23 protein-coding genes and 1 tRNA gene are annotated in these 19,350 nt (G+C 62.7%); 14 read left to right on the top strand and 10 right to left on the bottom strand.

What is annotated here, in order from left to right; translation table 11 throughout:
* The first annotated feature begins 101 nt into the window (after window positions 1-101).
* The 6 genes from QGV54_RS02055 (at window position 102) to QGV54_RS02030 (ending at window position 3,425) form a co-directional block, all read left to right on the top strand.
* Complete coding sequence (locus tag QGV54_RS02055) at window positions 102-809, top strand: methyltransferase (RefSeq protein ID WP_281018535.1); 708 nt, start codon at window positions 102-104, stop codon at window positions 807-809.
* Window positions 806-1,714: a 4-hydroxybenzoate octaprenyltransferase gene (gene ubiA, locus QGV54_RS02050; protein ID WP_281018536.1), complete on the top strand. Its 909-nt coding sequence runs from the start codon at window positions 806-808 to the stop codon at window positions 1,712-1,714. Before QGV54_RS02055 ends, ubiA begins: the two co-directional genes overlap by 4 nt.
* 75 nt (window positions 1,715-1,789) lie before the next feature.
* A tRNA-Arg gene (locus QGV54_RS02045) sits at window positions 1,790-1,866 on the top strand.
* Between the two features lie 37 nt (window positions 1,867-1,903).
* Window positions 1,904-2,212 carry a hypothetical protein gene (locus QGV54_RS02040; RefSeq protein ID WP_281018537.1) on the top strand — a complete coding sequence of 103 codons (309 nt, stop codon included), beginning with the start codon at window positions 1,904-1,906 and terminating at the stop codon, window positions 2,210-2,212.
* Entirely contained in the window at window positions 2,209-3,006 is a 798-nt protein-coding gene (locus QGV54_RS02035) for an enoyl-CoA hydratase-related protein (RefSeq protein ID WP_281018538.1), read from the top strand. The genes QGV54_RS02040 and QGV54_RS02035 overlap by 4 nt, the downstream gene beginning before the upstream one ends.
* Before the next feature lie 2 nt (window positions 3,007-3,008).
* A complete protein-coding gene (locus QGV54_RS02030) occupies window positions 3,009-3,425 on the top strand; it encodes a hypothetical protein (protein WP_281018539.1) in 417 nt (138 codons plus the stop codon).
* Window positions 3,426-3,428: 3 nt separating this feature from the next.
* Here the strand turns inward: QGV54_RS02030 and QGV54_RS02025 are convergent, their stop codons facing one another.
* The 3 genes from QGV54_RS02025 to QGV54_RS02015 form a co-directional block, all read right to left on the bottom strand.
* Window positions 3,429-4,610 carry an SGNH/GDSL hydrolase family protein gene (locus tag QGV54_RS02025; protein WP_281018540.1) on the bottom strand — a complete coding sequence of 394 codons (1,182 nt, stop codon included), beginning with the start codon at window positions 4,608-4,610 and terminating at the stop codon, window positions 3,429-3,431.
* 91 nt (window positions 4,611-4,701) lie between these two features.
* Window positions 4,702-5,880 (bottom strand): VWA domain-containing protein, encoded by a 1,179-nt coding sequence (locus tag QGV54_RS02020; RefSeq protein ID WP_281018541.1) that lies wholly within the window; start codon window positions 5,878-5,880, stop codon window positions 4,702-4,704.
* A 50-nt stretch (window positions 5,881-5,930) separates the two neighbouring features.
* On the bottom strand, window positions 5,931-6,788 hold the full coding sequence (locus QGV54_RS02015; RefSeq protein WP_281018542.1) for a MoxR family ATPase: 858 nt from the start codon (window positions 6,786-6,788) through the stop codon (window positions 5,931-5,933).
* Between the two features lie 147 nt (window positions 6,789-6,935).
* Between QGV54_RS02015 and QGV54_RS02010 the strand changes: the two genes are divergently transcribed.
* The 4 genes from QGV54_RS02010 to QGV54_RS01995 are packed head-to-tail and all read left to right on the top strand — an operon-like array spanning window position 6,936 to window position 9,306.
* The gene (locus QGV54_RS02010) at window positions 6,936-7,319 is read left to right on the top strand and encodes an Hpt domain-containing protein (protein ID WP_281018543.1); all 384 of its coding nucleotides are present in this window, start codon (window positions 6,936-6,938) and stop codon (window positions 7,317-7,319) included.
* A 33-nt stretch (window positions 7,320-7,352) separates the two neighbouring features.
* On the top strand, window positions 7,353-7,721 hold the full coding sequence (locus QGV54_RS02005; protein WP_281018544.1) for a response regulator: 369 nt from the start codon (window positions 7,353-7,355) through the stop codon (window positions 7,719-7,721).
* Window positions 7,722-7,751: 30 nt separating this feature from the next.
* Window positions 7,752-8,675: an NAD-dependent epimerase/dehydratase family protein gene (locus QGV54_RS02000; RefSeq protein WP_281018545.1), complete on the top strand. Its 924-nt coding sequence runs from the start codon at window positions 7,752-7,754 to the stop codon at window positions 8,673-8,675.
* Window positions 8,676-8,682: 7 nt separating this feature from the next.
* Window positions 8,683-9,306: an acetyltransferase gene (locus QGV54_RS01995; protein WP_281018546.1), complete on the top strand. Its 624-nt coding sequence runs from the start codon at window positions 8,683-8,685 to the stop codon at window positions 9,304-9,306.
* 95 nt (window positions 9,307-9,401) lie between these two features.
* Here the strand turns inward: QGV54_RS01995 and QGV54_RS01990 are convergent, their stop codons facing one another.
* The 3 genes from QGV54_RS01990 to QGV54_RS01980 all read right to left on the bottom strand — a co-directional run bounded on the left by QGV54_RS01990 (window position 9,402) and on the right by QGV54_RS01980 (window position 12,420).
* Window positions 9,402-10,934 (bottom strand): acyl-CoA carboxylase subunit beta, encoded by a 1,533-nt coding sequence (locus QGV54_RS01990; protein ID WP_281018547.1) that lies wholly within the window; start codon window positions 10,932-10,934, stop codon window positions 9,402-9,404.
* 62 nt (window positions 10,935-10,996) lie between these two features.
* Window positions 10,997-11,728, bottom strand: a complete 732-nt coding sequence (locus tag QGV54_RS01985) for an ATP12 family protein (protein WP_281018548.1) — start codon at window positions 11,726-11,728, stop codon at window positions 10,997-10,999.
* A complete protein-coding gene (locus QGV54_RS01980; RefSeq protein ID WP_281018549.1) occupies window positions 11,725-12,420 on the bottom strand; it encodes an HAD-IA family hydrolase in 696 nt (231 codons plus the stop codon). Before QGV54_RS01980 ends, QGV54_RS01985 begins: the two co-directional genes overlap by 4 nt.
* A 55-nt stretch (window positions 12,421-12,475) precedes the next feature.
* On the opposite strand from QGV54_RS01980, the gene queF reads away from it, so the two are divergent.
* From queF to QGV54_RS01965, 3 genes are all read left to right on the top strand, one after another.
* Window positions 12,476-12,925 (top strand): preQ(1) synthase, encoded by a 450-nt coding sequence (gene queF, locus QGV54_RS01975; protein WP_281018550.1) that lies wholly within the window; start codon window positions 12,476-12,478, stop codon window positions 12,923-12,925.
* 4 nt (window positions 12,926-12,929) lie between these two features.
* Window positions 12,930-13,529: a hypothetical protein gene (locus QGV54_RS01970; protein ID WP_281018551.1), complete on the top strand. Its 600-nt coding sequence runs from the start codon at window positions 12,930-12,932 to the stop codon at window positions 13,527-13,529.
* Between the two features lie 132 nt (window positions 13,530-13,661).
* Window positions 13,662-13,877, top strand: coding sequence for a hypothetical protein (locus QGV54_RS01965; protein ID WP_281018552.1), 216 nt, complete (start codon window positions 13,662-13,664; stop codon window positions 13,875-13,877).
* 141 nt (window positions 13,878-14,018) lie between these two features.
* Here QGV54_RS01965 and QGV54_RS01960 read toward each other — a convergent pair whose 3' ends face one another.
* Window positions 14,019-15,167 (bottom strand): GGDEF domain-containing protein, encoded by a 1,149-nt coding sequence (locus tag QGV54_RS01960; RefSeq protein WP_281018553.1) that lies wholly within the window; start codon window positions 15,165-15,167, stop codon window positions 14,019-14,021.
* A gap of 282 nt (window positions 15,168-15,449) precedes the next feature.
* The gene (locus tag QGV54_RS01955; protein ID WP_281018554.1) at window positions 15,450-15,872 is read right to left on the bottom strand and encodes a hypothetical protein; all 423 of its coding nucleotides are present in this window, start codon (window positions 15,870-15,872) and stop codon (window positions 15,450-15,452) included.
* Window positions 15,873-16,029: 157 nt separating this feature from the next.
* Between QGV54_RS01955 and QGV54_RS01950 the strand changes: the two genes are divergently transcribed.
* Entirely contained in the window at window positions 16,030-16,845 is an 816-nt protein-coding gene (locus QGV54_RS01950; protein ID WP_281018555.1) for a helix-turn-helix transcriptional regulator, read from the top strand.
* A gap of 60 nt (window positions 16,846-16,905) precedes the next feature.
* On the opposite strand, the gene QGV54_RS01945 is transcribed toward QGV54_RS01950, so the two are convergent.
* Both QGV54_RS01945 and tyrS read right to left on the bottom strand, forming a co-directional pair.
* Window positions 16,906-17,727 (bottom strand): flagellin, encoded by an 822-nt coding sequence (locus QGV54_RS01945; protein ID WP_281018556.1) that lies wholly within the window; start codon window positions 17,725-17,727, stop codon window positions 16,906-16,908.
* A gap of 282 nt (window positions 17,728-18,009) precedes the next feature.
* On the bottom strand, window positions 18,010-19,275 hold the full coding sequence (gene tyrS, locus QGV54_RS01940) for a tyrosine--tRNA ligase (protein WP_281018557.1): 1,266 nt from the start codon (window positions 19,273-19,275) through the stop codon (window positions 18,010-18,012).
* Window positions 19,276-19,350: the final 75 nt, after the last annotated feature.

The following is a 19,350-nucleotide window of genomic DNA, read 5'->3' as shown; positions in this document are numbered from 1 at the left end:
CCGCACCAGGCGGGCTTGATGAAAGTGCCGGGAATATAACCGTCGCGCCCCCGATTTCAACCAAAGCTGCAGTAACGTGACTGCGACGCTATAAGCAGCGGATGATTGAATCGATCCACGACCGTACCGCGTTCATCCGCGCCAACACCGCCCTGCTGCCGTCACCACTGGTGCCGGAGGTACGGCTGCATCTGGCGACGGAGGCCGTGCCGCTGTGGCAACTGACCGAAGAAGCCTTGCAGGAGAAGGGGTTGCCGCCACCGTTCTGGGCCTTTGCCTGGGCCGGAGGGCAGGCCCTGGCACGCTACATTCTGGACAATCCGGAGGTGGTGCAGGGCAAGCGGGTCGTTGATTTCGCCGCCGGGTCGGGCCTGGTGGCCGTCGCGGCGGCCATTGCCGGCGCCCAGTCGGTGCTGGCCGTGGATGTCGATCCCTTCAGCCTTGCCGCCACGGAACTGAACGCCACTGCCAACAAGGTCGTCGTGACAACACGCGGCGATGACATCGTCGGACAGCCCCTGCCGGACACGGATGTTCTGCTGGCGGGCGATATCTGCTACGAACAGCCGCTCGCGGGACGGGTCGAACACTGGTTCCGCACCCTGGTCGCCGCCGGGACCCCCGTCATCATGGGGGACCCCGGCCGGACCTACCGCCCGAGTGGCGGCATGCGGCGGCTGGCACACTATGCGGTGCCGACGACGCGGGAGCTGGAGGACAATGACGTCCGCTCCACCGATGTCTGGCTGTTCGAAACGGATCAGCAGGCGTCGGCGGCGGTCGAAGCAGCTACGGAGGCTGATGCATGAGCATCATCGCCGATGCGCGCGGCGACAACTGGGTTGACCGCCATGCGCCGGAATTCCTGAAGCCCTGGTTCAAGCTGGCACGTTTCGACCGGCCGGTGGGCACCTGGCTGCTGCTCTGGCCCTGCTGGTGGTCGATCATCCTTGCCCGCCCGGTGCTGGATCTGGAGACGCTGCGCCTGTTCGTGCTGTTCGGGCTGGGCGCGCTGATCATGCGGGGTGCGGGCTGCACGGTGAACGACATCGCCGACCGCAACTTCGACGGCAAGGTCGAACGGACGCGGCTGCGCCCGATCCCGTCGGGTCAGGTGACAGCGAAGCAGGCCGTGCTCTGGGCCGCGTTCCTGGCGCTGCTGGGCCTCGTGATCCTGCTGCAGCTCGGGCAGACGGCAATATGGCTCGGCGTCTTCTCCCTGTTCCTGGTGGTCGTCTACCCCTTCACCAAGCGGGTCACCTGGTGGCCGCAGGCCTGGCTCGGCCTGACCTTCAACTGGGGGGCCGTGATGGGCTATGCCGCCGCGGTGGGTACGGTCGAACTGCCCGCCCTGCTGCTCTATGCAGGTGGCTTCTTCTGGACCATGGGCTACGACACCATCTATGCGCACCAGGACAAGGAGGACGACGCGCTGATCGGCGTGAAATCCTCCGCCCGGAAGCTGGGCCACCGCACCCGCCCGGCACTCTGGATCTTCTACGGGCTCACCGTCGTGCTCTGGGCGCTGGCGGCGCGGGAGGCCGGTTTCAGCCACTGGTTCCTGCTGGGCTTCGCCGCCGTCGTGGCCCACCTGGTCTGGCAGGTCGTGCGCGTCGACATCGACAACAGCCGCGACTGCCTCGCCAAGTTCAAGTCCAACATCGGCATGGGCTTCATCATGCTCGCCGCCCTGCTGATGGGCGGGCTGGCCTGAGCAGGCGCATCTGCCCTGCGCCTGCGCAGAGGCTCTTTTCGCGGCCCCGAAGCACTGATAGGTTCCGCCCTGCGTGGTCCCGTAGCTCAGCAGGATAGAGCAACTGATTCCTAATCAGTAGGTCACAGGTTCGAATCCTGTCGGGATCACCAGTCATTCCTACCCGCCACCGGAACGGGACCAGCCACCATGACCAGTGATGCCGACGTTTCAGATGCCCAGACGGCCGGGCTGCTGCTGGCTGTAGCCGCCCTGATTGGCAGTCTGCGGGCAAAGGGCACCCTGAGCGAGGCGGAGATCGACAGCGCGCTGGGGGCGCTGGCGGGGGATGTCGGGGGATCGAAGCTGGCCACCGCTGTGCCGGATGACCCGCTGATCGCGGCAACGCTGGCACCGATCGAGCGGCTGCGGCGGATGAACGCCATCTTCGATCCGGCGAGCGGCACCTTCCCGGACTGGATCGGCAAGGCGGATACACAAGGGGAGAACGAAGCATGAGTGTCGTCGAGACGGAGATTGACGGACGCGGCGTGGCGACGGTCTGGCTGAACCGGCCGGAGCGCAACAATGCCTACAACGGCGAGATGATCAGCGCCCTGCTGGAGACCTTCGGCAGGCTTGCGGCGGACGACGCCTGTCGGCTGGTCTTGATCCGGGGCCGCGGCAAGCATTTCCAGGCGGGCGCCGACCTGTCCTGGATCCGCGAAGTCCGGGTGAAGGACTGGAACGCCAACGCGGAGGTATCGCGCAACACGACCCATGCGGTGCAGGGCCTGACCACCTTCCCGAAGCCCACCATCGCCCTGATCCACGGCGGCTGCTTCGGCGGCGGCGCAGGGGTTGCGGCAGCCTGCGACATCATCGTCGCGGCACGGGATGCCATCTTCTCGATCACGGAGGCCCGCTGGGGCCTGATGGCCGCGCCGATCTTCCCGCAACTGATCTCCCGCATGGGTCCGGGGCGGACGCGGCGCTATTCGCTGACCTGCGAACGGTTCAACGGTGAGCGGGCGATGGAGATCGGACTGGTGGACGAGGTCTGTGACGCCGCCGATCTGGATGCGACGGCAGCCCCCATCATCGATGCCCTGCTGCACTGCCCGCCGGAAGCCCTGGCGCAGTCCAAGGAGTCGATCCTGAAATATTCAGCGCTCTATTTCTCCGCGCTGGAGATGGAGGAGATGGTCCGCCCCCACGCCGCCAAGCGCCTGACGCCGGAAGCGGACGAGGGTCTGGCCAGCTTCCTGGAGAAGCGGGAACCCAACTGGTATCCGGCGGAAGGCAAGGGCTGATCATGCGCTCCCCCCGCGCGCTGCTGCTCTGGTTCATCGCGGGCTGCATCGGTGTGCTGGCCGGGCATCAGATCGTGCTGATGCTGCTGCACAATGCCGGAATCGCCCCCTTCGCCCCCTTCCCCATGCAGCCGGTGGAGCCGTTCGGCGTGCCGCAGCTTGTCTCCATCACCTTCTGGGGTGGTGTCTGGGGTATCGTGCTGGGCCTGATCGCGCCCTGGTTCGGGCGCGGCCTGAAGTACTGGATCCTGGTCGCCATCTTCGGCGCCGTGGGTCCCACCCTGATCGCCGTCGCGGTGGTCTTCCCGATGAAGGGCATCGAACCCACCGGTGATCCGGTCATGGGCCTGATCACCGGCCTGTCGGTCAATGCGGCCTGGGGCGTGGTGACAGCAGTAGCGCGGAAGGCATTCCGGTAGGGATCAGCCGCCCGGTGCCGCGAGAAATTCACTGATGGCCGGATCGATGCAATCGGCCAGGGCACGAACACCGGCGTCCCGCAGATGGTCGTCCTGCAGATAGTAGAGTTCCTTCGGATCGCCCTTTGAGGCGATGCAGTCCGTCGTGTCGAGAAACGCGAAATCATGGTCCTTCGCGGCGTTGGCGATGATCCTGTTCGGGGTCATGACGTCCACGTCCTGCGGGCCCATCGCGTAGCGCTCCGTCATGCCCCCCAGTCGCTCGGCATCGAGCTGAAACACGTTCGGCACGACGATCACCAGCGACGCGAACCCCAGCCGGTCCTGCATCTCGTCCAGACGCCGGAACTGCTCCGCCAGCAAGTCGGCAGCCTGCTGCTGCATGACCTGCTGCCGTGCGTCGAGCATCAGGATCGAGGGATGCACGAGGGGTACGCCGCCGTCGTCCTGCGCGCTGGCGTTCAGCGTGTTGAGCAGATAGCGGCGGACAAGCTGGATGGCATAGGACCGCTTCAGCACCGGGTTGTAGTAGACGAACGCATTGACACGGGAGAGGAAGCGCTGGGACGAGCTGGCTTCCTTGGCGTGTGCGACGACATCGACCTTTCGTTCCGGCGCCGCTTCGCCCGGCACGCCTCTGAAAAGGTCGAGCAGGTCATTGCCCGTATAGACGAAGAAGACATAGCGGTCGGGGCTGCCGATCTCCTGATGCCGGTTGCGCAGGAAATATAGGTGCTCGGCCAGCGCCGTGCCCGGCACACCGAGATTGAGAAACCGCCATTCGCGGTGCCTTCCCGCCAACCGCGAGGCGATTGTCTGGTCATCCGCGACGCCGATCCCGAACACGAAGGAATCACCCAGCAGGGGCACGACGGGCGCGCCGGCCTCTGGTGTCGGCACGGTGACACGGCCTGACATCTCGTCGATATGCGCGGTCAGGTCGTACTCGAAGTGGCTGACCGCCACCTCGCTTCCCGCCCGGAACTTGAGGAAATTGCCGTCCTTGCTCTCGTAGGACCAATTGGTGTCGGACCCGAAGCCGGCATTCTCGCCGTCCGGGTTCAGTTCGGCCATGCGCTGTTCCAGCCAGGGCTCGGCGGTGAGCCGGACCAGCCCCTCGACCAGCAGCAGCCCGACCAGCAGCGACGCCAGCATGACGGCGGAATTGACGAGAAACTTCTTCATGAGCCAGAATCCGTTCGGGCCTGCGGCGGCTGGAACTGCCCCTGCATCAGCCTCTGCCTGTCGCTGAGGGCGTGCCAGCGCACCGAGAAACCTACTTCGACAGTTCCTTCATGCCCTTTTCCAGGCCTTCCAGCGTCAGCGGGAACATGCGGTTGCCCATCAGTTCCTGAATCAGCTTGATCGAGGGCGTGTAGTCCCAGTATTTCTCCGGCACCGGGTTCAGCCAGATGGCGCGCTGATAGATGTCGAGGAAACGCTTCATCCAGACCTCGCCGGATTCCTCGTTCCAGTGCTCGACGGAGCCGCCGGGATAGACGATCTCGTAGGGGCTCATGGTCGCGTCACCGACAAAGACGACCTTGTAGTCCGATGGATAGGTGTGCAGCACCTGCCAGGCATCAACGAACTCCGAATGGCGGCGCTTGTTGTCCTTCCACAGCTTCTCGTAGAGGCAGTTGTGGAAGTAGTAGTGCTCCATATGCTTGAACTCGGTCTTCGCGGCCGAGAACAGCTCCTCGCAGGTACGGATGTGGTCGTCCATCGAGCCGCCAATATCCAGCATCAGCAGCACCTTGATGGTATTGCGACGCTCCGGCACCATCTTCAGATCCAGAAAGCCCGCGTTCTCCGCCGTCGACTTGATGGTGTCCGGCAGGTCCAGTTCCATGTCCGCGCCCTCGCGCGCGAAGCGGCGCAGGCGACGCAGGGCCACCTTGATGTTGCGGGTCCCCAGTTCGACGTTGTCATCCAGGTTCTTGAAGTCGCGCTTGTCCCAGACCTTCACCGCCCGGCGATGGCGGCTTTCCTTCTGGCCGATGCGGACACCTTCCGGATTGTAGCCGTGGGCGCCGAATGGCGAGGTGCCGGCGGTGCCGATCCACTTGTTGCCGCCCTGGTGGCGCTTCTTCTGCTCCTCCAGGCGCTTCTTCAGGGTCTCCATCAGTTCCTCGAAACCGCCGAGGGACTCGATCTCCGCCATTTCCTCTTCGGTCAGTACCTTCTCGGCCAGCTTCTTCAGCCATTCCTCGGGAATTTCCTGCTCCACCTGGTCGGACACGAAGTCCAGGCCGTTGAAGCACTTGCCGAAGATCTGGTCGAACTTGTCGAGGTTCTTCTCGTCCTTCACCAGCGTGGCGCGGGACAGGTAGTAGAAATCCTCGACACTGTAGCCCGCCACCCCGCGCTGCACGGCCTCGATCAGGGTCAGGTACTCGCGCAGCGTCGCGGGCACCTTGTTCTCGCGCAGTTCCAGAAAGAAGTTCACGAACATGCAGTTACCTCCTGATCGGACCGTTCATCGCGCGAAGTGACGATGTGACCTCAGTTCTTGTTCTGCTCCCGACGGGCGAGGAACGCCAGTCGCTCGAACAGATGCACGTCCTGCTCGTTCTTCAGCAGCGCGCCATGCAGCGGCGGAATCAGCTTCTTCGGGTCGCGGCTGCGCAGCGTCTCCGCCGACAGGTCTTCCGCCATCAGCAGCTTCAGCCAGTCCAGCAGCTCCGACGTCGAAGGCTTCTTCTTCAGCCCCGGCACTTCGCGGATATCATAGAAGATCTTCAGCGCCTCCGACACCAGTTCGGACTGGATGTTCGGATAATGCACCTCGATGATCTCCTGCATCGTCTCCGTATCCGGGAAGCGGATGTAGTGGAAGAAGCAGCGGCGCAGGAACGCGTCCGGCAGTTCCTTCTCGTTGTTGGAGGTGATGATCATCAGCGGGCGCTGCTGCGCCACGATGGTCTCGCCGGTCTCGTAGACGAAGAACTGCATGCGGTCGAGTTCCAGCAGCAGATCGTTCGGGAACTCGATGTCCGCCTTGTCGATCTCGTCGATCAGCAGCACCGGGCGCTGTTCCGCCGTGAAGGCATCCCAGAGCTTGCCGCGCTTGATGTAGTTGCGGATGTCCTTCACCCGCTCCTCACCCAGCTGGGAATCACGCAGCCGCGAGACCGCATCATATTCGTACAGGCCCTGCTGGGCCTTGGTGGTGGACTTGATATGCCACTCGATCAGGTTGGCGTCGAACGCCTTTGCCACTTCGTGCGCCAGCACTGTCTTGCCGGTTCCCGGTTCGCCCTTGATCAGCAGAGGCCGTTCAAGGGTGGCTGCGGCATTCACCGCTACCATCAGATCCTCGGTCGCCACATAATTGCTGGTGCCTTCGAAACGCATCGCCATCCCCTTCTCGCCTCAGTCAGTTTCCCTGCACATGTTGCGCGAAACTAGGTGTACCCGCTGGTTGGATCAAGTGCGCATGAGTAGCGACACCGCCGTGCGGATTGCAGGTCTCGCATTCTGCATGCCGTTCGGGTAGCGTCACCATGATTGGCGGCTCTGGAATTTGGAGATGTGACGGCCATGTCAGAACACTTTGATGCGACGGCGTTCGAGGCGCTGAAATCCAGTCTGGGTGACCAGTTGGTGGAGATGCTCCTCGGCAAGTTTCTGGTACAGATGCAGGAGAAGGTGGCGCTCCTGCAGGCAGCTATCGATTCGCGGGACATGGAGGGGGTGCGCCAGCAGGCACATGACCTGACATCCAGTTCCGGATCCGTCGGCCTCGGGGCCATGAAGGAAAAGGCAAGCGCCTGCGAAATCGCGGTCAAGCAGGGCAACGAGCAGGAAGGCCTGACTCTTGCACAGGATTTGGTAGACATGGCGCCGGAAACGGCTGCCGCGGTCCGCGCCGCATACCCGGGTCTGGGTTGAGCGCCGACTGCGCATTGGGAAACTGGGGAGCAGATGGAAAAGCGTATTCTGGTCGTTGAGGACAATATGCTGGTGCAGGAAGTCTATGCTTCTGCCCTGCAGCAGCTCGATTGTGACGTGGTGACAGCCGATGACGGGCAGGAAGCCCTGGAACTGGCGGCGGAGGAAACGCCCGACCTGATCATCATGGACGTCATGCTGCCGGGCGTGTCCGGCCTGGATCTGGTCCGCCAGATGAAGGCTGACCCGGCGCTGAAGGACGTGCCCATCATCGTGGTGACGACGATGGCGACTGCCGGGGACGAGAGCAAGGTGCTGGAAACCGGCGCGGATGCCTATCTGGCGAAGCCGATCCAGGTTGACCAGTTCATCGAGGCGGTGCGCACTACGCTGGGCCTCTGAGCCCCAAGACAGATCGGGAGACTTGATGCGATGGCACACTGGCTTGTGACCGGGGGATGCGGCTTCATCGGCTCGCATCTGACCGAATTCCTGATGAAGCGCGGCGACAAGGTCACCATCGTCGATGACCTTTCGACCGGCAAGCGGGAGAACGTGCCGGAAGGCGCGGAGATCGTCGTCGGGGACATTTCCGACGCCGCGCTGATGGAGCGTCAGTTGGCCGGCAAGGATGGCTGCTTCCACCTCGCCGCCGTCGCCTCCGTACAGCGCTGCACGGAGGAGTGGGTTGCCAGCCACCGCACCAACCTGACCGGCACCATCACGGTCTTCGACGCCGCCCGTACGGCTAAGGACGGCAAGGCCATACCGGTAATCTACGCCTCATCCGCCGCGGTCTATGGCGACAATGCCAATGTGCCGCTGAACGAGGATGCGATCACCAAACCCCTTTCCGCCTATGGCGCGGACAAGCTGGGGTGCGAACTGCATGGCCGGGTGGCGCATGGTGTTCATGGCGTACCGAACACCGGCTTCCGCTTCTTCAATGTCTTCGGGCCGCGCCAGGACCCCAAGTCCCCCTATTCCGGCGTCATCGCGATCTTCACCGACCGGATCAAGGCCGGTCAGGGCATCACCATCTTCGGGGATGGCGGACAGGTTCGCGATTTCGTCTTCGTCGGCGATGTGGTCCGGCATCTGGTCGCGGCCATGGATGCGGGCGGCGGCGCGGGTGCGGTCTACAATGTCTGCACTGGCAAATCGACATCGGTGCTGGAACTGGCCCACATGGTGGCGGAAATCTGCGGAGCAACGGCCGACATCACCCATGCGGACGCCCGCACCGGCGATATCCGGACCTCCATCGGTGATCCGGCCCGCGCCATGGCGGCCTTCGATGTTCCGGCCGAGATGGTGTTCCGGGACGGCCTGCGCCTGACCCTGGAAAGCGACTGACGCCCGCATGACCGCCCCGCCCCTGCTGATCATCGGGACAGGCGGGCATGCCCGCGAATGTGTCGAGGCAGCACAGGCCGCAGGGCGGCAGGTCGCAGGCCTGCTGGATCAGGACAGCACCATGTGGGGCAAGACCCTGCCGGGTGTGCCGGTGCTGGCCGGGGACCCCGCCGAACACAGGTCCCGGGACGCCGAATGGCTGGTTGCCGTCGGCGACAATGACGCCCGCGCCAGACTGGCGACAGCCCTGGACGGGTGCGCGTTCGCGACCCTGATCCACCCCTTTTCCTGGGTCTCGCCGTCGGCCGTGATCAATGATGGCTGCATGATCTTCGCCGGCACGGTGCTGCAGACCGGCGTGCGGCTGGGTCGCCACGTGATCATCAACACCGGCGCGACGGTCAGCCACGATTGTCAGGTCGGCGACTGCAGCCATGTCGCGGTCGGTGCGCATCTGGCCGGCAATGTCGGCATTGGCGCGCGCGTGCTGTTCGGTGCGGGGGCGGTGGCGCGGCCCGGTGTCGCCGTGGGTGACGGTGCCACCATAGGTGCCGGGGCCGTTGTCGTTCAGGACGTTGCGGCGGGTGTCACGGCTGTCGGCGGTGGTGTGGCGCGACCGCGCAAGGGCTGAAGGGCTTCTCAGGAAGAGACGCTGTCAGAAGGCAAACGCCGGGAATTGGAGACGGCGGGTTGGCCGACCTTGACCAACCCCAACCCGCCTGCTTCCTAGAGTGGAATATTGTCGTGCTTCTTCCAGGGGTTCTCCAGCTTCTTGGTCTTCAGCATCCTGAGGGACTTGATGATCCGGAAGCGGGTGTTGTGCGGCATGATGATGTCGTCGATGAAGCCCCGTGCACCGGCGATGAAGGGATTGGCGAAGGTCTTGCGGTATTCCTCCGTCCGCGCCTCGATCTTCGCGTCATCGCCGATGTCGGCGCGGAAGATGATCTCCACCGCCCCCTTGGCACCCATGACCGCGATCTCGGCGTTCGGCCAGGCCATGTTCACGTCACCACGCAGATGCTTGGAACTCATCACGTCGTAGGCGCCGCCATAGGCCTTGCGGGTGATCACCGTGACCTTCGGCACGGTGGCCTCGGCATAGGCATAGAGCAGCTTGGCCCCGTGCTTGATCAGACCGCCATATTCCTGCGAGGTGCCGGGCAGGAAGCCGGGCACATCGACCAGCGTCACCAGCGGGATGTTGAAGCAGTCGCAGAAGCGCACGAAGCGCGCGGCCTTCTTGGAGGAGTCGATGTCCAGGCACCCGGCCAGCGCCATCGGCTGGTTGGCGACGATACCGACCGTCTGCCCCTCCATGCGGCCAAAGCCGACAATGATGTTCTTGGCAAAGCCGGGCTGGATCTCGAAGAAATCGCCTTCATCGACGATCTTCTCCACCAGTTCCATCATGTCGTAGGGCTTGTTGGGGTTCGACGGAACCAGGGTGTCGAGGGAGGCTTCCTGACGTTCCGGATCGTCGAACGTGGGACGGACAGGCGCTTCCTCGCGGTTGGAGGCAGGCAGGAAATCGATGAACCGGCGCGCCTGCGCGATGGCCTGCATGTCGTTGTCCAGGGCCAGATCGGCAACGGAGGACTTGGTGGTATGCGTGATCGCGCCACCGAGCTGTTCCGCCGTCACGGTCTCCGCCGTCACCGTCTTCACGACGTCGGGGCCTGTCACGAACATGTAGGACGTGTCCTTCACCATGAAGATGAAGTCCGTCATGGCCGGGCTGTAGACGGCACCACCGGCGCACGGCCCCATGATCATGGAGATCTGCGGCACGACGCCGGAGGCCAGCACATTGCGCTGAAACACGTCCGCGTAGCCCGCCAGGCTGTCGATGCCTTCCTGGATACGGGCGCCGCCGGAATCGCACATGCCGATGACCGGCGCGCCAACCTGCAGCGCCTTGTCCATGATCTTGCAAATCTTGCGGGCATGCATCTCCGACAGCGCGCCGCCGAAGACCGTGAAGTCCTGCGAGTAGACGAAGATCAGCCGACCGTTCACCGTGCCATAGCCGGTGATCACGCCGTCGCCGGGGATCTTGTTCTCGCTCATGCCGAAGTCGGTGCAGCGATGTTCGACGAACATGTCCCATTCCTCGAACGAGCCTTCGTCGAGCAGCAACTCGATCCGTTCCCGCGCGGAAAGCTTGCCACGCGCATGCTGCGCCTGCACCCGGCGCTCGCCGCCGCCCGCGCGCGCCTTGGCCCGCTTCTCCTCCAGCATCTGAACGATATCCTGCATCGAATGCTCCCCGCCCGTTGTTCTGTCTCGCGAATCTGAATTTTCAGATCATAGGTAATTGGTCACGAAGTGCCAGCGGCTCCGGCGGGCGGCATGTCTGCGTCATCCAGGGCACGGCAGAACCGCTCCACCGCCTGGAATTCAGTCACGATACCCGCCCGGCGCCGCCGCGCCTCGTCATCCTCGCCCCATTCCTCGATCTGGAAGGTTTCGTCAAGCTGTGCGGCGTCGAAAGCCTGCTCGGCATTGATGCGTCCCATGACCAGCGCCAACCCGATGACCAGTGATCCGGCAGTGCCGGTCGCCACCGAAAGCGGCACCAGACGGAAGCTGTCGAGGCGGTGCACATGCTGGTGCAGGGCGCGCAGACTCTGCGGTGGCTGTTGCTGCGCGTGGATGTCGGAGGTCACGGCCAGGGGAGCGTCGAACGCCTGCTCCAGCCATTCGAGCAATGGCCGCCACGTTGCCTGCTGGCGTTCCACCAGCTTCTGCGGTTCCGCGGCCCAGAAACAGACCATGTCCGTCTCCGCGTAGCGCGCGACGGCATCGGCTGTCTGGTCGCGCATCCCTGCCAGATCGTCGATGGCCGTACCCGCCATGCGCATCAGCGGCATGGCGCGACGGTCGATCTCCTCCCCCTGGGCATCCCATTCCGCCGCGATGGCTTCCGCCAGGGTCAGGCTGGGCACCACAAGGGGCCTGCGCGCCGGTGTGCGGATCAGGCGACCGTCCAGCAGCACGGCATGACCACCGTCCGCGACCTCCGTCCCGACTGACTTGTAGAACCGTTTCATGCCGCATCCTCTCCCGGCAGGATGCGCTGCACCGCAAGCGCAATGTCGCGCGGGTGCGCGACAGTTTCAGCCGCACCGGCGTCCCGCAACTCATCCACCCCATGATAGCCCCAGGCAACGCCGACCGGCGTCGCACCCGCACGGCGTGCCATCTGCATGTCGAATGTCGTGTCCCCGATCACCACGGTCGCGGCCGGTTCGATACCGGTCTCCGCGCAGGCCTTCAGGCACATGTCGGGCGCAGGTTTGCCCGCCGCCACATCATCGGCCGTCTGAAGGGTCTGGAACCGCGCCCGCATGCCGTGCCGCTCCAGCACCGCGAACAGGCCCCTGCGGCTCTTGCCGGTTGCGACGCCCAGAATCGTGTCGGGCCGGTCCAGTTCCAGCACGGCAGCCTTGATGCCTTCGTACAGCGGTTCCTGCAGTTCGCCGGAAAGCCGCAGGTTGCGGAAGGTTTCCTTGTAGAGCGCGGCGACCCGCAAGGCGTCGGACTGGCCCAGCTCCGGTGCCAGCCGGCGCACCGCGACATCCAGGCTGAGGCCCACGACGCGCTTGACCCCCTCCGGCGGTGGTGCAATCAAGCCGAAGCTGAGGAATGCGGTCTGCATGGACGTGACAATGCCAGCCTGGCTGTCCACCAGCGTGCCATCGCAGTCGAAAAGAACAAGTCGCGGAATCATGGGGGCGGACATTGCCACAGCTGCTGGCAGGACGGAACCGGATGCGCAATCAGGATACGGCGGAAACATGCAGGACGATCTGAAACACCTGGGACAGCAAAGCCCCCTGCCGGACGACCCGGACGAGGCAGTACTGGATGCGGTGCCCAATCCACATGTCGGCCACCCCTATCTGGTGCGTTTCACCGCGCCCGAGTTCACGTCCATCTGCCCGGTCACCGGACAGCCCGACTTCGCGCGTCTGGTGATCGACTATGTGCCGGACCGGGAGATCGTGGAGAGCAAGAGCCTGAAGCTGTTTCTCGGCGCCTTCCGCAATCACGGTGCGTTTCACGAGGATTGCACGATCCTGATCGCGCGCCGGATCGTGGACTGCATCGCACCGGTCTGGCTGCGCATCGGCGGCTACTGGTATCCGCGCGGGGGTATCCCGATCGACGTCTTCTACCAGACCGGGGAACCCCCGGCCGGGGTCTGGCTGCCGGATCAGAACGTCGAAACCTATCGCGGTCGCTGACAGCTTGTCCGACCCCGAACTGAACCGGATCTATCGCTCCGCCCTTCCCGGCATCGACGGCCAGCCGCTGTCGAAGATGCCGCGCAATCTCTATGGCTATGTCTGGGCCGTGGGCGCGGGACAGCAGATCCGGCTCTGCCTGCTGACCCTGGTGGTCTTCCCGCTGTCGCTGGTTCCCATCGAACTGCAGCGCCGCATCGTCGACGATGCCATCGCCAATGGCGCCACCCGGTTACTGTTCCTGCTGGGGGGAATCTATCTGGCCGCGCTGCTGACCCATGGCGCCCTGAAATACGTTCTGAATGTCTATCAGAACAAGGTGTCGGAAGGGGTGATCCGCCGCCTGCGCAACCGCTTCGTCGACGATCCCGCCTCAGGCGAGGAACCCGGCACCCGACAGGCGATCGTCACGGCGGAGGCGGAGCGCCTGGGCGGGTTCGTGGGCGAGAGCCTGTCCTTTCCCTTGCTGCAGGGCGGCATGGTCGCCAGCGTCATCATCTACATGCTGATCGTCGATCCGCTGGTCGCCGTCGTGGCCATCGGTTTCTTCATTCCCGCCCTGATCATCGTTCCCCTGATGCAGCAACGCATCAACCGGCTGTAGGAGAAACGCACGACACGGCTGCGGGAACTGAGCGACCAGATCGGCAGCGACGAAGAGAACGACACCGACCCGCACGATCTGATCGACGGCATCTACCGCCTGCGCATCCGAATCTTCCTGCTGAAACACTTCATGAAGTTCGTGAACAACCTTCTGGGACACCTCGGTCCACTGGCCATCCTGATGGTCGGTGGCTGGCTGGTGATCCAGGGCCAGTCGGAGATCGGGACCATCGTCGCCTTCATCTCCGGCTACGAGCGGCTGACAGGTCCCGCCCGCGACATCCTGGGCTTCTATCGCCGCATGTCGGCGATGCGGATCCAGTACCGGCTGATCCGGGACGCATGAACCTGCCCAACTCAAACGGGCCTGACAGAAACAACATCAACGCCTTGATGAAAAATACCCGAATTCACAATGCTACAAATCATGTGAAATTCATGAAAATTAGACATATAAATAAAACAAAATAGTTACTTCGAACAAATATCACACGTTCATGGTTACAAAATTTCTTCCTTTTCTCTTTGATTCATACAAAGCCCTGTCTGCATGTTCAAAATATTCCTTGATTTCCTCACCCGGTTTCGGGATCCAGGTTACCGCACCAATCGATATTGTGAGAAATCTCGAGTTCGGATTTGTCTCATGTGGAATTGAACGGGCCTCGACTGCGGCCCGAATTCGGTTCCCGAAGGGAATGATACTCTCTTCATTTGCCTGCATTATGACGACACAGAATTCTTCCCCTCCGAAGCGAAACAGAAAATCGCCTGGCCGGGCACAGGTCTGTCGCAATGTATCGGCAACCTTCTTGAGGGCCTCATCACCTGCCAGATGCCCATAAAAATCATTGTACTTCTTGAAATAATCAATATCGATCATGTACAAGGCGACGCGCTCCTTGTTTCGCGCCGCCCGCCTGATTTCCCTGTCAATCATGTTATCCAATTGATGGCGATTGAACAGTCCGGTCAACTGGTCCGTCACCGAAATCACTTCCAGCTTTCTGTAGGCCGCCTTCAACATCTCTTCGGTCCTGATTCGAGAATTGCGCTCCTGAATCATGTAAAGAGTTGTCTTCGACAAATTTTCATACATATTCAATACAGCATCGATCAGATCCTGTATTTCTCCTCCCATTTTAATTTCAGCATTTCGCTTTGCTGATTCAATGGAATAGCCGCTATCCATATCCAAAATGACAAAGTACATCTTCTTGTCGCTTTCGATGATGTGCGAAGCCAGCCAGCGTATCAGGAATCTTACTATTTCCTCGACTTCCTGCTCCGAAGATTTATCCGCAAATCTATTTCGAATATCCTCAAGTCTGACCAGGAAATTTTCGTGTGATTTCCGGTGCCCTATGAACCAGGGGTCATCTCCGAAATGCTCCATCCAGATTTTTTCTTCATCATGAAAATGCACGCTCGCATAATCATGGAGCGCCCTATATTGATCGTCCAATTCGATATCTTCGTCCTGAATCAGGCTGTATGCCAGCCTGTTCAGAAGAATGACCAGATTTCTATGTTGATCATCAATTATCTCGTTCCCGGTATTGAAACTCGGATGCCACGGGAAAATCTGAAAATCTTCAAATTGCCATTGTCCGCCGACAGAACCCACATCATCCACTTGTCATCTTCCTATACTGCACTGCCTTGCTGGCCCCGAAACTCAGACCTTCCCGAGAACCAGTGTACAGGATCAGTGCGGCATTCCATGAAGATTGAGTCCGCTTCAATTCCAAACACGCGAAAGCTGTTCGGAAGATCGGCTTCCTGTTTCCAGGATGCGGGTGCCGAGACCGGAATGCTGGAGGGGCACCTGGCGAGGGTGGCTGCCAGGATCGGCCCCCCCAACGTTGAGGCGGCGAACTTTCGAAAGACTATCGCTTGCCGCCAACGCGGATGCGGTTCACGAGGTCGTGGCAGTCCGCGTGGCACCACCAGCCGACAGCGCCCGGCGCAGGCCGACGATTTCCATCTCCGCGAAGACGGCTACGGCAACGCCGATGCCCGCGATCAGCAGGTAGCCATAGACCGTCGGCGCCACGATTCCGCTGGCCAGGAAGATGATGGTTCCCACGGCCCAGGCGACGTTCAGGCCAATGACCATCTGCACGCCCTGGCGCGGCGGCGTGGGGCAGCGCAGCACCCAGCCCAGCAGGATCAGGAAGGGCACGAAGACCAGTCCGGTACCGAGCACCAGCAGATGCGGCAGACCCGCCAGCTCCGCCAGCGGCACGGACGCGGCAATCAGGGCAGATGTGCAGACAAGGGAAATGCCGAAGTCGATCTGCAGGGCCCGGCGCAGGAAGTCGTTCTGTTTCGGTGTCATCGAAAGCTCCCGTTCATTGATGAACCATCAGGCCAATCTGGCCGCGGAAGACCGGCACCCGGCCTCCCTGCCCCGAAACATGACGAAGGGCGCCGTATGCTCTCAATTACCCGTCAGGTCATTGGTCCCGCGCGTTCCGGGTCCTATTCTCTGCGCCATGAACAAGCATGTTTCCGATTTCGGCCAGCATCTGCGCGCGTGGCGGCAGCGGCGGCGCCTCAGCCAGCTCGATCTCGCCTGTGATGCGGGGATCTCGACACGGCACCTGAGCTTCATGGAGACCGGACGGGCCAGACCCAGCCGGGAAATGGTGCTGCGTCTGAGTGACTATCTCGACGTGCCCCTGCGACAGCGCAACGTCATGCTGACGGCAGGCGGCTTTGCGCCGGTCTATCCGGAACGGGCGCTGGACGATCCATCGCTGGAGCCTGCGCGCAAGGCGGTCGAGCTGGTGCTGGAGGGCTATCACCCCTACCCGGCGCTGGCGGTGGACCGGCACTGGAACCTGCTGCGGGCCAACCGGATGGTGCAGGTCATGCTGCAGGGCGTGGCCGCACATCTGCTCGAACCGCCATGCAACGTGCTGCGTCTCAGCCTGCACCCGGAGGGACTGGCACCCCGCATCGTCAACGTTGGCCAGTGGCGCGAACATGTGCTGCACCGCCTGCGCCAGCAGATCGACACCAGCGCGGACACGGAGCTGGAGGCCCTGCTCGAGGAACTGGCCGGGTATCCGGTGCCGGAGGAAACGGATGATGCAGCCGACGCATTCCCCGCCGACATGATCGATTATGTCGTGCCGCTCCGGATCCGCACGGAAGGTGGCGCGGTCCTGTCGCTGTTCAGCACGACGACGATGTTCGGCACACCGGTCGATGTCACCCTGTCGGAGATCGCCATCGAGGCCTTTCTGCCTGCCGATGCCGCGACAGCGGACGCCCTGCGGCAGGTGGCGGCAGGCCTGCCGGGCTGAATCGAAAGGGCCCCGGCGATTGCCGAGGCCCTGTCCGTTTCAGTTGGCTGGCGCCGGGGCCTAGCCGAAGAGGCCGAGGATGCTCTGCGGCGCCTGGTTGGCGATGGACAGCGCCTGGGTGCCAAGCTGCTGCTTGATCTGCAAGGCCTGCAATCGGGCACTTTCCTTCGCCAGATCCGCATCGACCAGATTGCCGACACCGGAGGTCAGGCTGTCGATCAGCTTGTCCACGAAACCCTGATGGATCTCGATGGACTTGGCGCGGGTACCCAGCTGGGCGAGCTGCTGGTTGGCCGTATCGATGGCCGAGTCGATTGCGGAGCGCGCGGCCGCTGCGTTGGTTGCGGTCGCCAGCGACAGGGCCGACAGAGCCAGTCCGGCGGTGCCGGTGGTCATGTTCTGGGCCGTCACGGTGATGGTATCACCATCCGGATTGGCCAACACGGCGATGGAGGAGGCAGAGCCGTCCAGCATGTTGAAGCCATTGAACTCGGCATTGCCGGAGATGGTCCCGATCTGGTCACGCAGGGCTGCAAAATCGTTCTGCAGCGCGTTGCGGCTGGAGGTATCGAGGCTGGAGTCCAGGGCGGCAACCGCCTTCTCCTTCATCTCGATCAGCAGGTCCGAAATCGTCTGCCCGGCGGCCAGTCCCACATCGACGACGCTGACCGCGTTGTCCAGGGCGGTCTTCACCGCCTCGAACCCGGCGATCTCGCCGCGCATGTTCTGGGCGATGGCATAGACCGCGCCATTGTCCTTCGGACCGGCAACCTTCAGGCCGGTATTGATACGGGTCTGAACCTCCGCCATATCGCGATTGGTTGCGTTGAGCTGCTGAAGGGCCACCATCGCGCTGACATTGGTGTTCACCGAAAGTGTCATTAGGTCTTCTCCTGTTCGTGGGGACCTTCTTCTCTGGTCCCCCGGTACACCTGTTGAGCGCCTTGGCGCCGTGTACCGAACTGATTTCAACCTATGTGCCAACTATGCCAGAACCGTCTTTCCTTTTGTTTTTATTGATTTATTCCTGTTTTTCGAACGAAATCCAGTCGGACCGCACCCGGCAGTTGCTGCCGGGTGCGGCGCTGCTTGCCAGGGCAATCAGGTAAAATTTTCCGAATCCGGCAATTGAGTCCGGGCTACGGCGGAGGCGGATCGGCCGGATCAGTCGGCAATCCGTACGAGGACATGCCGCTTCTTGCCGACGGAGAGCTTCACGCTGCCGCCGCCAAAGGCATCCGCGTTCAGGGTCAGCCCCTCATCGGCAACCTTCTCGTCCGCCAGGCGGACCCCGCCACCGCGGATCAGCTTCCGGGCCTCACCGCGCGACTTCGCCATTCCGGCACCGATCATCAGATCGATCAGGGCCGCGCCCTCCGCGACCGAAGCCGCCGATACATCCAGCGTCGGCAGGCCGTCGGCGCTGTCACCTTCCTCGAACGCCTTGCGGGCGGTCTCGGCGGCAGCAGCGGCAGCGGCGGCACCATGCACCATGGTGGTGGCGGCGTCGGCGAGACGCTTCTTGGCCTCGTTCAGTTCCTGCCCCTCCAGCCGAGACAGCCGCTCGATCTCGTCCAGGGGCAGTTCGGTGAACAGCTTCAGGAAGCGGACGACGTCGGCATCCGCCGTGTTGCGCCAGAACTGCCAGTAGTCATAGGCGCTGAGCCGGTCCTCGTTCAGCCAGACCGCACCCTGCGCCGTCTTGCCCATCTTCTGCCCGTTGGCCAGGGTGATCAGCGGTGACGTCAGGCCGTAGATCTCGCGCTGATCGATGCGGCGGGTCAGTTCGACACCATTGACGATATTGCCCCACTGGTCCGATCCGCCCATCTGCAGCAGGCAGCCGACACGGCGCGACAGTTCCAGGTAATCGTAGCCCTGCAGGATCATGTAGTTGAATTCCAGGAACGTCAGCGACTGTTCCCGGTCCAGCCGCAGCTTCACCGAATCAAAGCTCAGCATCCGGTTGACGGAGAAATACCTGCCCACATCCCGCAGGAACGGAATGTAGGCCAGCCCGTCCAGCCAGTCGGCATTGTTGACCATGATCGCGTCGGTCGGCCCGTCGCCGAAGGTCAGGAACTTCTCGAACACCTTGCGGATGCCAGCCATGTTGCGGGCAATATCCTCATCGGTCAGCAGTTGCCGCGCGGCATCGCGCCCTGACGGGTCACCGATCCGCGTCGTGCCACCGCCCAGCAGCACGATGGGCTTGTGGCCGGTCTTCTGCAGCCAGCGCAGCATCATGATCTGCACCAGGCTGCCGACGTGCAGGCTGTCCGCCGTGCAGTCGAACCCGATATAGGCCGGGACCACCCCTTCGTTCAGCGCGGTATCAAGTCCTGCCGTATCGGTGCACTGATGCACATAGCCACGGCTGTGCATGGCATTCAGGAAGTCGGAGCGAACAGCGGTATCGGGACTGGTCATCGTGTTGCCTTCGGGTACTGGATCGTCCTGCCGTGGCGAAGCTGCCTTGGCGTTCGGTGGCGGCTGTAGCACACT

This window comes from Minwuia sp. IMCC3060 (assembly GCF_029909435.1).
GTDB lineage: Bacteria > Pseudomonadota > Alphaproteobacteria > Minwuiales > Minwuiaceae > Minwuia.
This window is presented reverse-complemented; position numbering and strand designations above follow the sequence as displayed.

Excerpts from the sequence above, each read along its gene's own strand:
- QGV54_RS02020 (WP_281018541.1), bottom strand. The coding sequence starts at position 5,880 with ATGTTCGTGAACTTCTTTCTGGAACTGCGCGAGAACAAGGTGCCCGCG.
- QGV54_RS01950 (WP_281018555.1), top strand. The coding sequence starts at position 16,030 with ATGAACAAGCATGTTTCCGATTTCGGCCAGCATCTGCGCGCGTGGCGG.
- QGV54_RS02025 (WP_281018540.1), bottom strand. The coding sequence starts at position 4,610 with ATGAAGAAGTTTCTCGTCAATTCCGCCGTCATGCTGGCGTCGCTGCTG.
- QGV54_RS02000 (WP_281018545.1), top strand. The coding sequence starts at position 7,752 with ATGGCACACTGGCTTGTGACCGGGGGATGCGGCTTCATCGGCTCGCAT.
- QGV54_RS01995 (WP_281018546.1), top strand. The coding sequence starts at position 8,683 with ATGACCGCCCCGCCCCTGCTGATCATCGGGACAGGCGGGCATGCCCGC.
- QGV54_RS02015 (WP_281018542.1), bottom strand. The coding sequence starts at position 6,788 with ATGGCGATGCGTTTCGAAGGCACCAGCAATTATGTGGCGACCGAGGAT.
- QGV54_RS01945 (WP_281018556.1), bottom strand. The coding sequence starts at position 17,727 with ATGACACTTTCGGTGAACACCAATGTCAGCGCGATGGTGGCCCTTCAG.
- QGV54_RS02005 (WP_281018544.1), top strand. The coding sequence starts at position 7,353 with ATGGAAAAGCGTATTCTGGTCGTTGAGGACAATATGCTGGTGCAGGAA.
- QGV54_RS01980 (WP_281018549.1), bottom strand. The coding sequence starts at position 12,420 with ATGTCCGCCCCCATGATTCCGCGACTTGTTCTTTTCGACTGCGATGGC.
- QGV54_RS02035 (WP_281018538.1), top strand. The coding sequence starts at position 2,209 with ATGAGTGTCGTCGAGACGGAGATTGACGGACGCGGCGTGGCGACGGTC.
- ubiA (WP_281018536.1), top strand. The coding sequence starts at position 806 with ATGAGCATCATCGCCGATGCGCGCGGCGACAACTGGGTTGACCGCCAT.
- tyrS (WP_281018557.1), bottom strand. The coding sequence starts at position 19,275 with ATGACCAGTCCCGATACCGCTGTTCGCTCCGACTTCCTGAATGCCATG.
- QGV54_RS02040 (WP_281018537.1), top strand. The coding sequence starts at position 1,904 with ATGACCAGTGATGCCGACGTTTCAGATGCCCAGACGGCCGGGCTGCTG.
- QGV54_RS01965 (WP_281018552.1), top strand. The coding sequence starts at position 13,662 with ATGAAGTTCGTGAACAACCTTCTGGGACACCTCGGTCCACTGGCCATC.
- QGV54_RS01955 (WP_281018554.1), bottom strand. The coding sequence starts at position 15,872 with ATGACACCGAAACAGAACGACTTCCTGCGCCGGGCCCTGCAGATCGAC.
- QGV54_RS02030 (WP_281018539.1), top strand. The coding sequence starts at position 3,009 with ATGCGCTCCCCCCGCGCGCTGCTGCTCTGGTTCATCGCGGGCTGCATC.
- queF (WP_281018550.1), top strand. The coding sequence starts at position 12,476 with ATGCAGGACGATCTGAAACACCTGGGACAGCAAAGCCCCCTGCCGGAC.
- QGV54_RS02055 (WP_281018535.1), top strand. The coding sequence starts at position 102 with ATGATTGAATCGATCCACGACCGTACCGCGTTCATCCGCGCCAACACC.
- QGV54_RS01985 (WP_281018548.1), bottom strand. The coding sequence starts at position 11,728 with ATGAAACGGTTCTACAAGTCAGTCGGGACGGAGGTCGCGGACGGTGGT.
- QGV54_RS01990 (WP_281018547.1), bottom strand. The coding sequence starts at position 10,934 with ATGCAGGATATCGTTCAGATGCTGGAGGAGAAGCGGGCCAAGGCGCGC.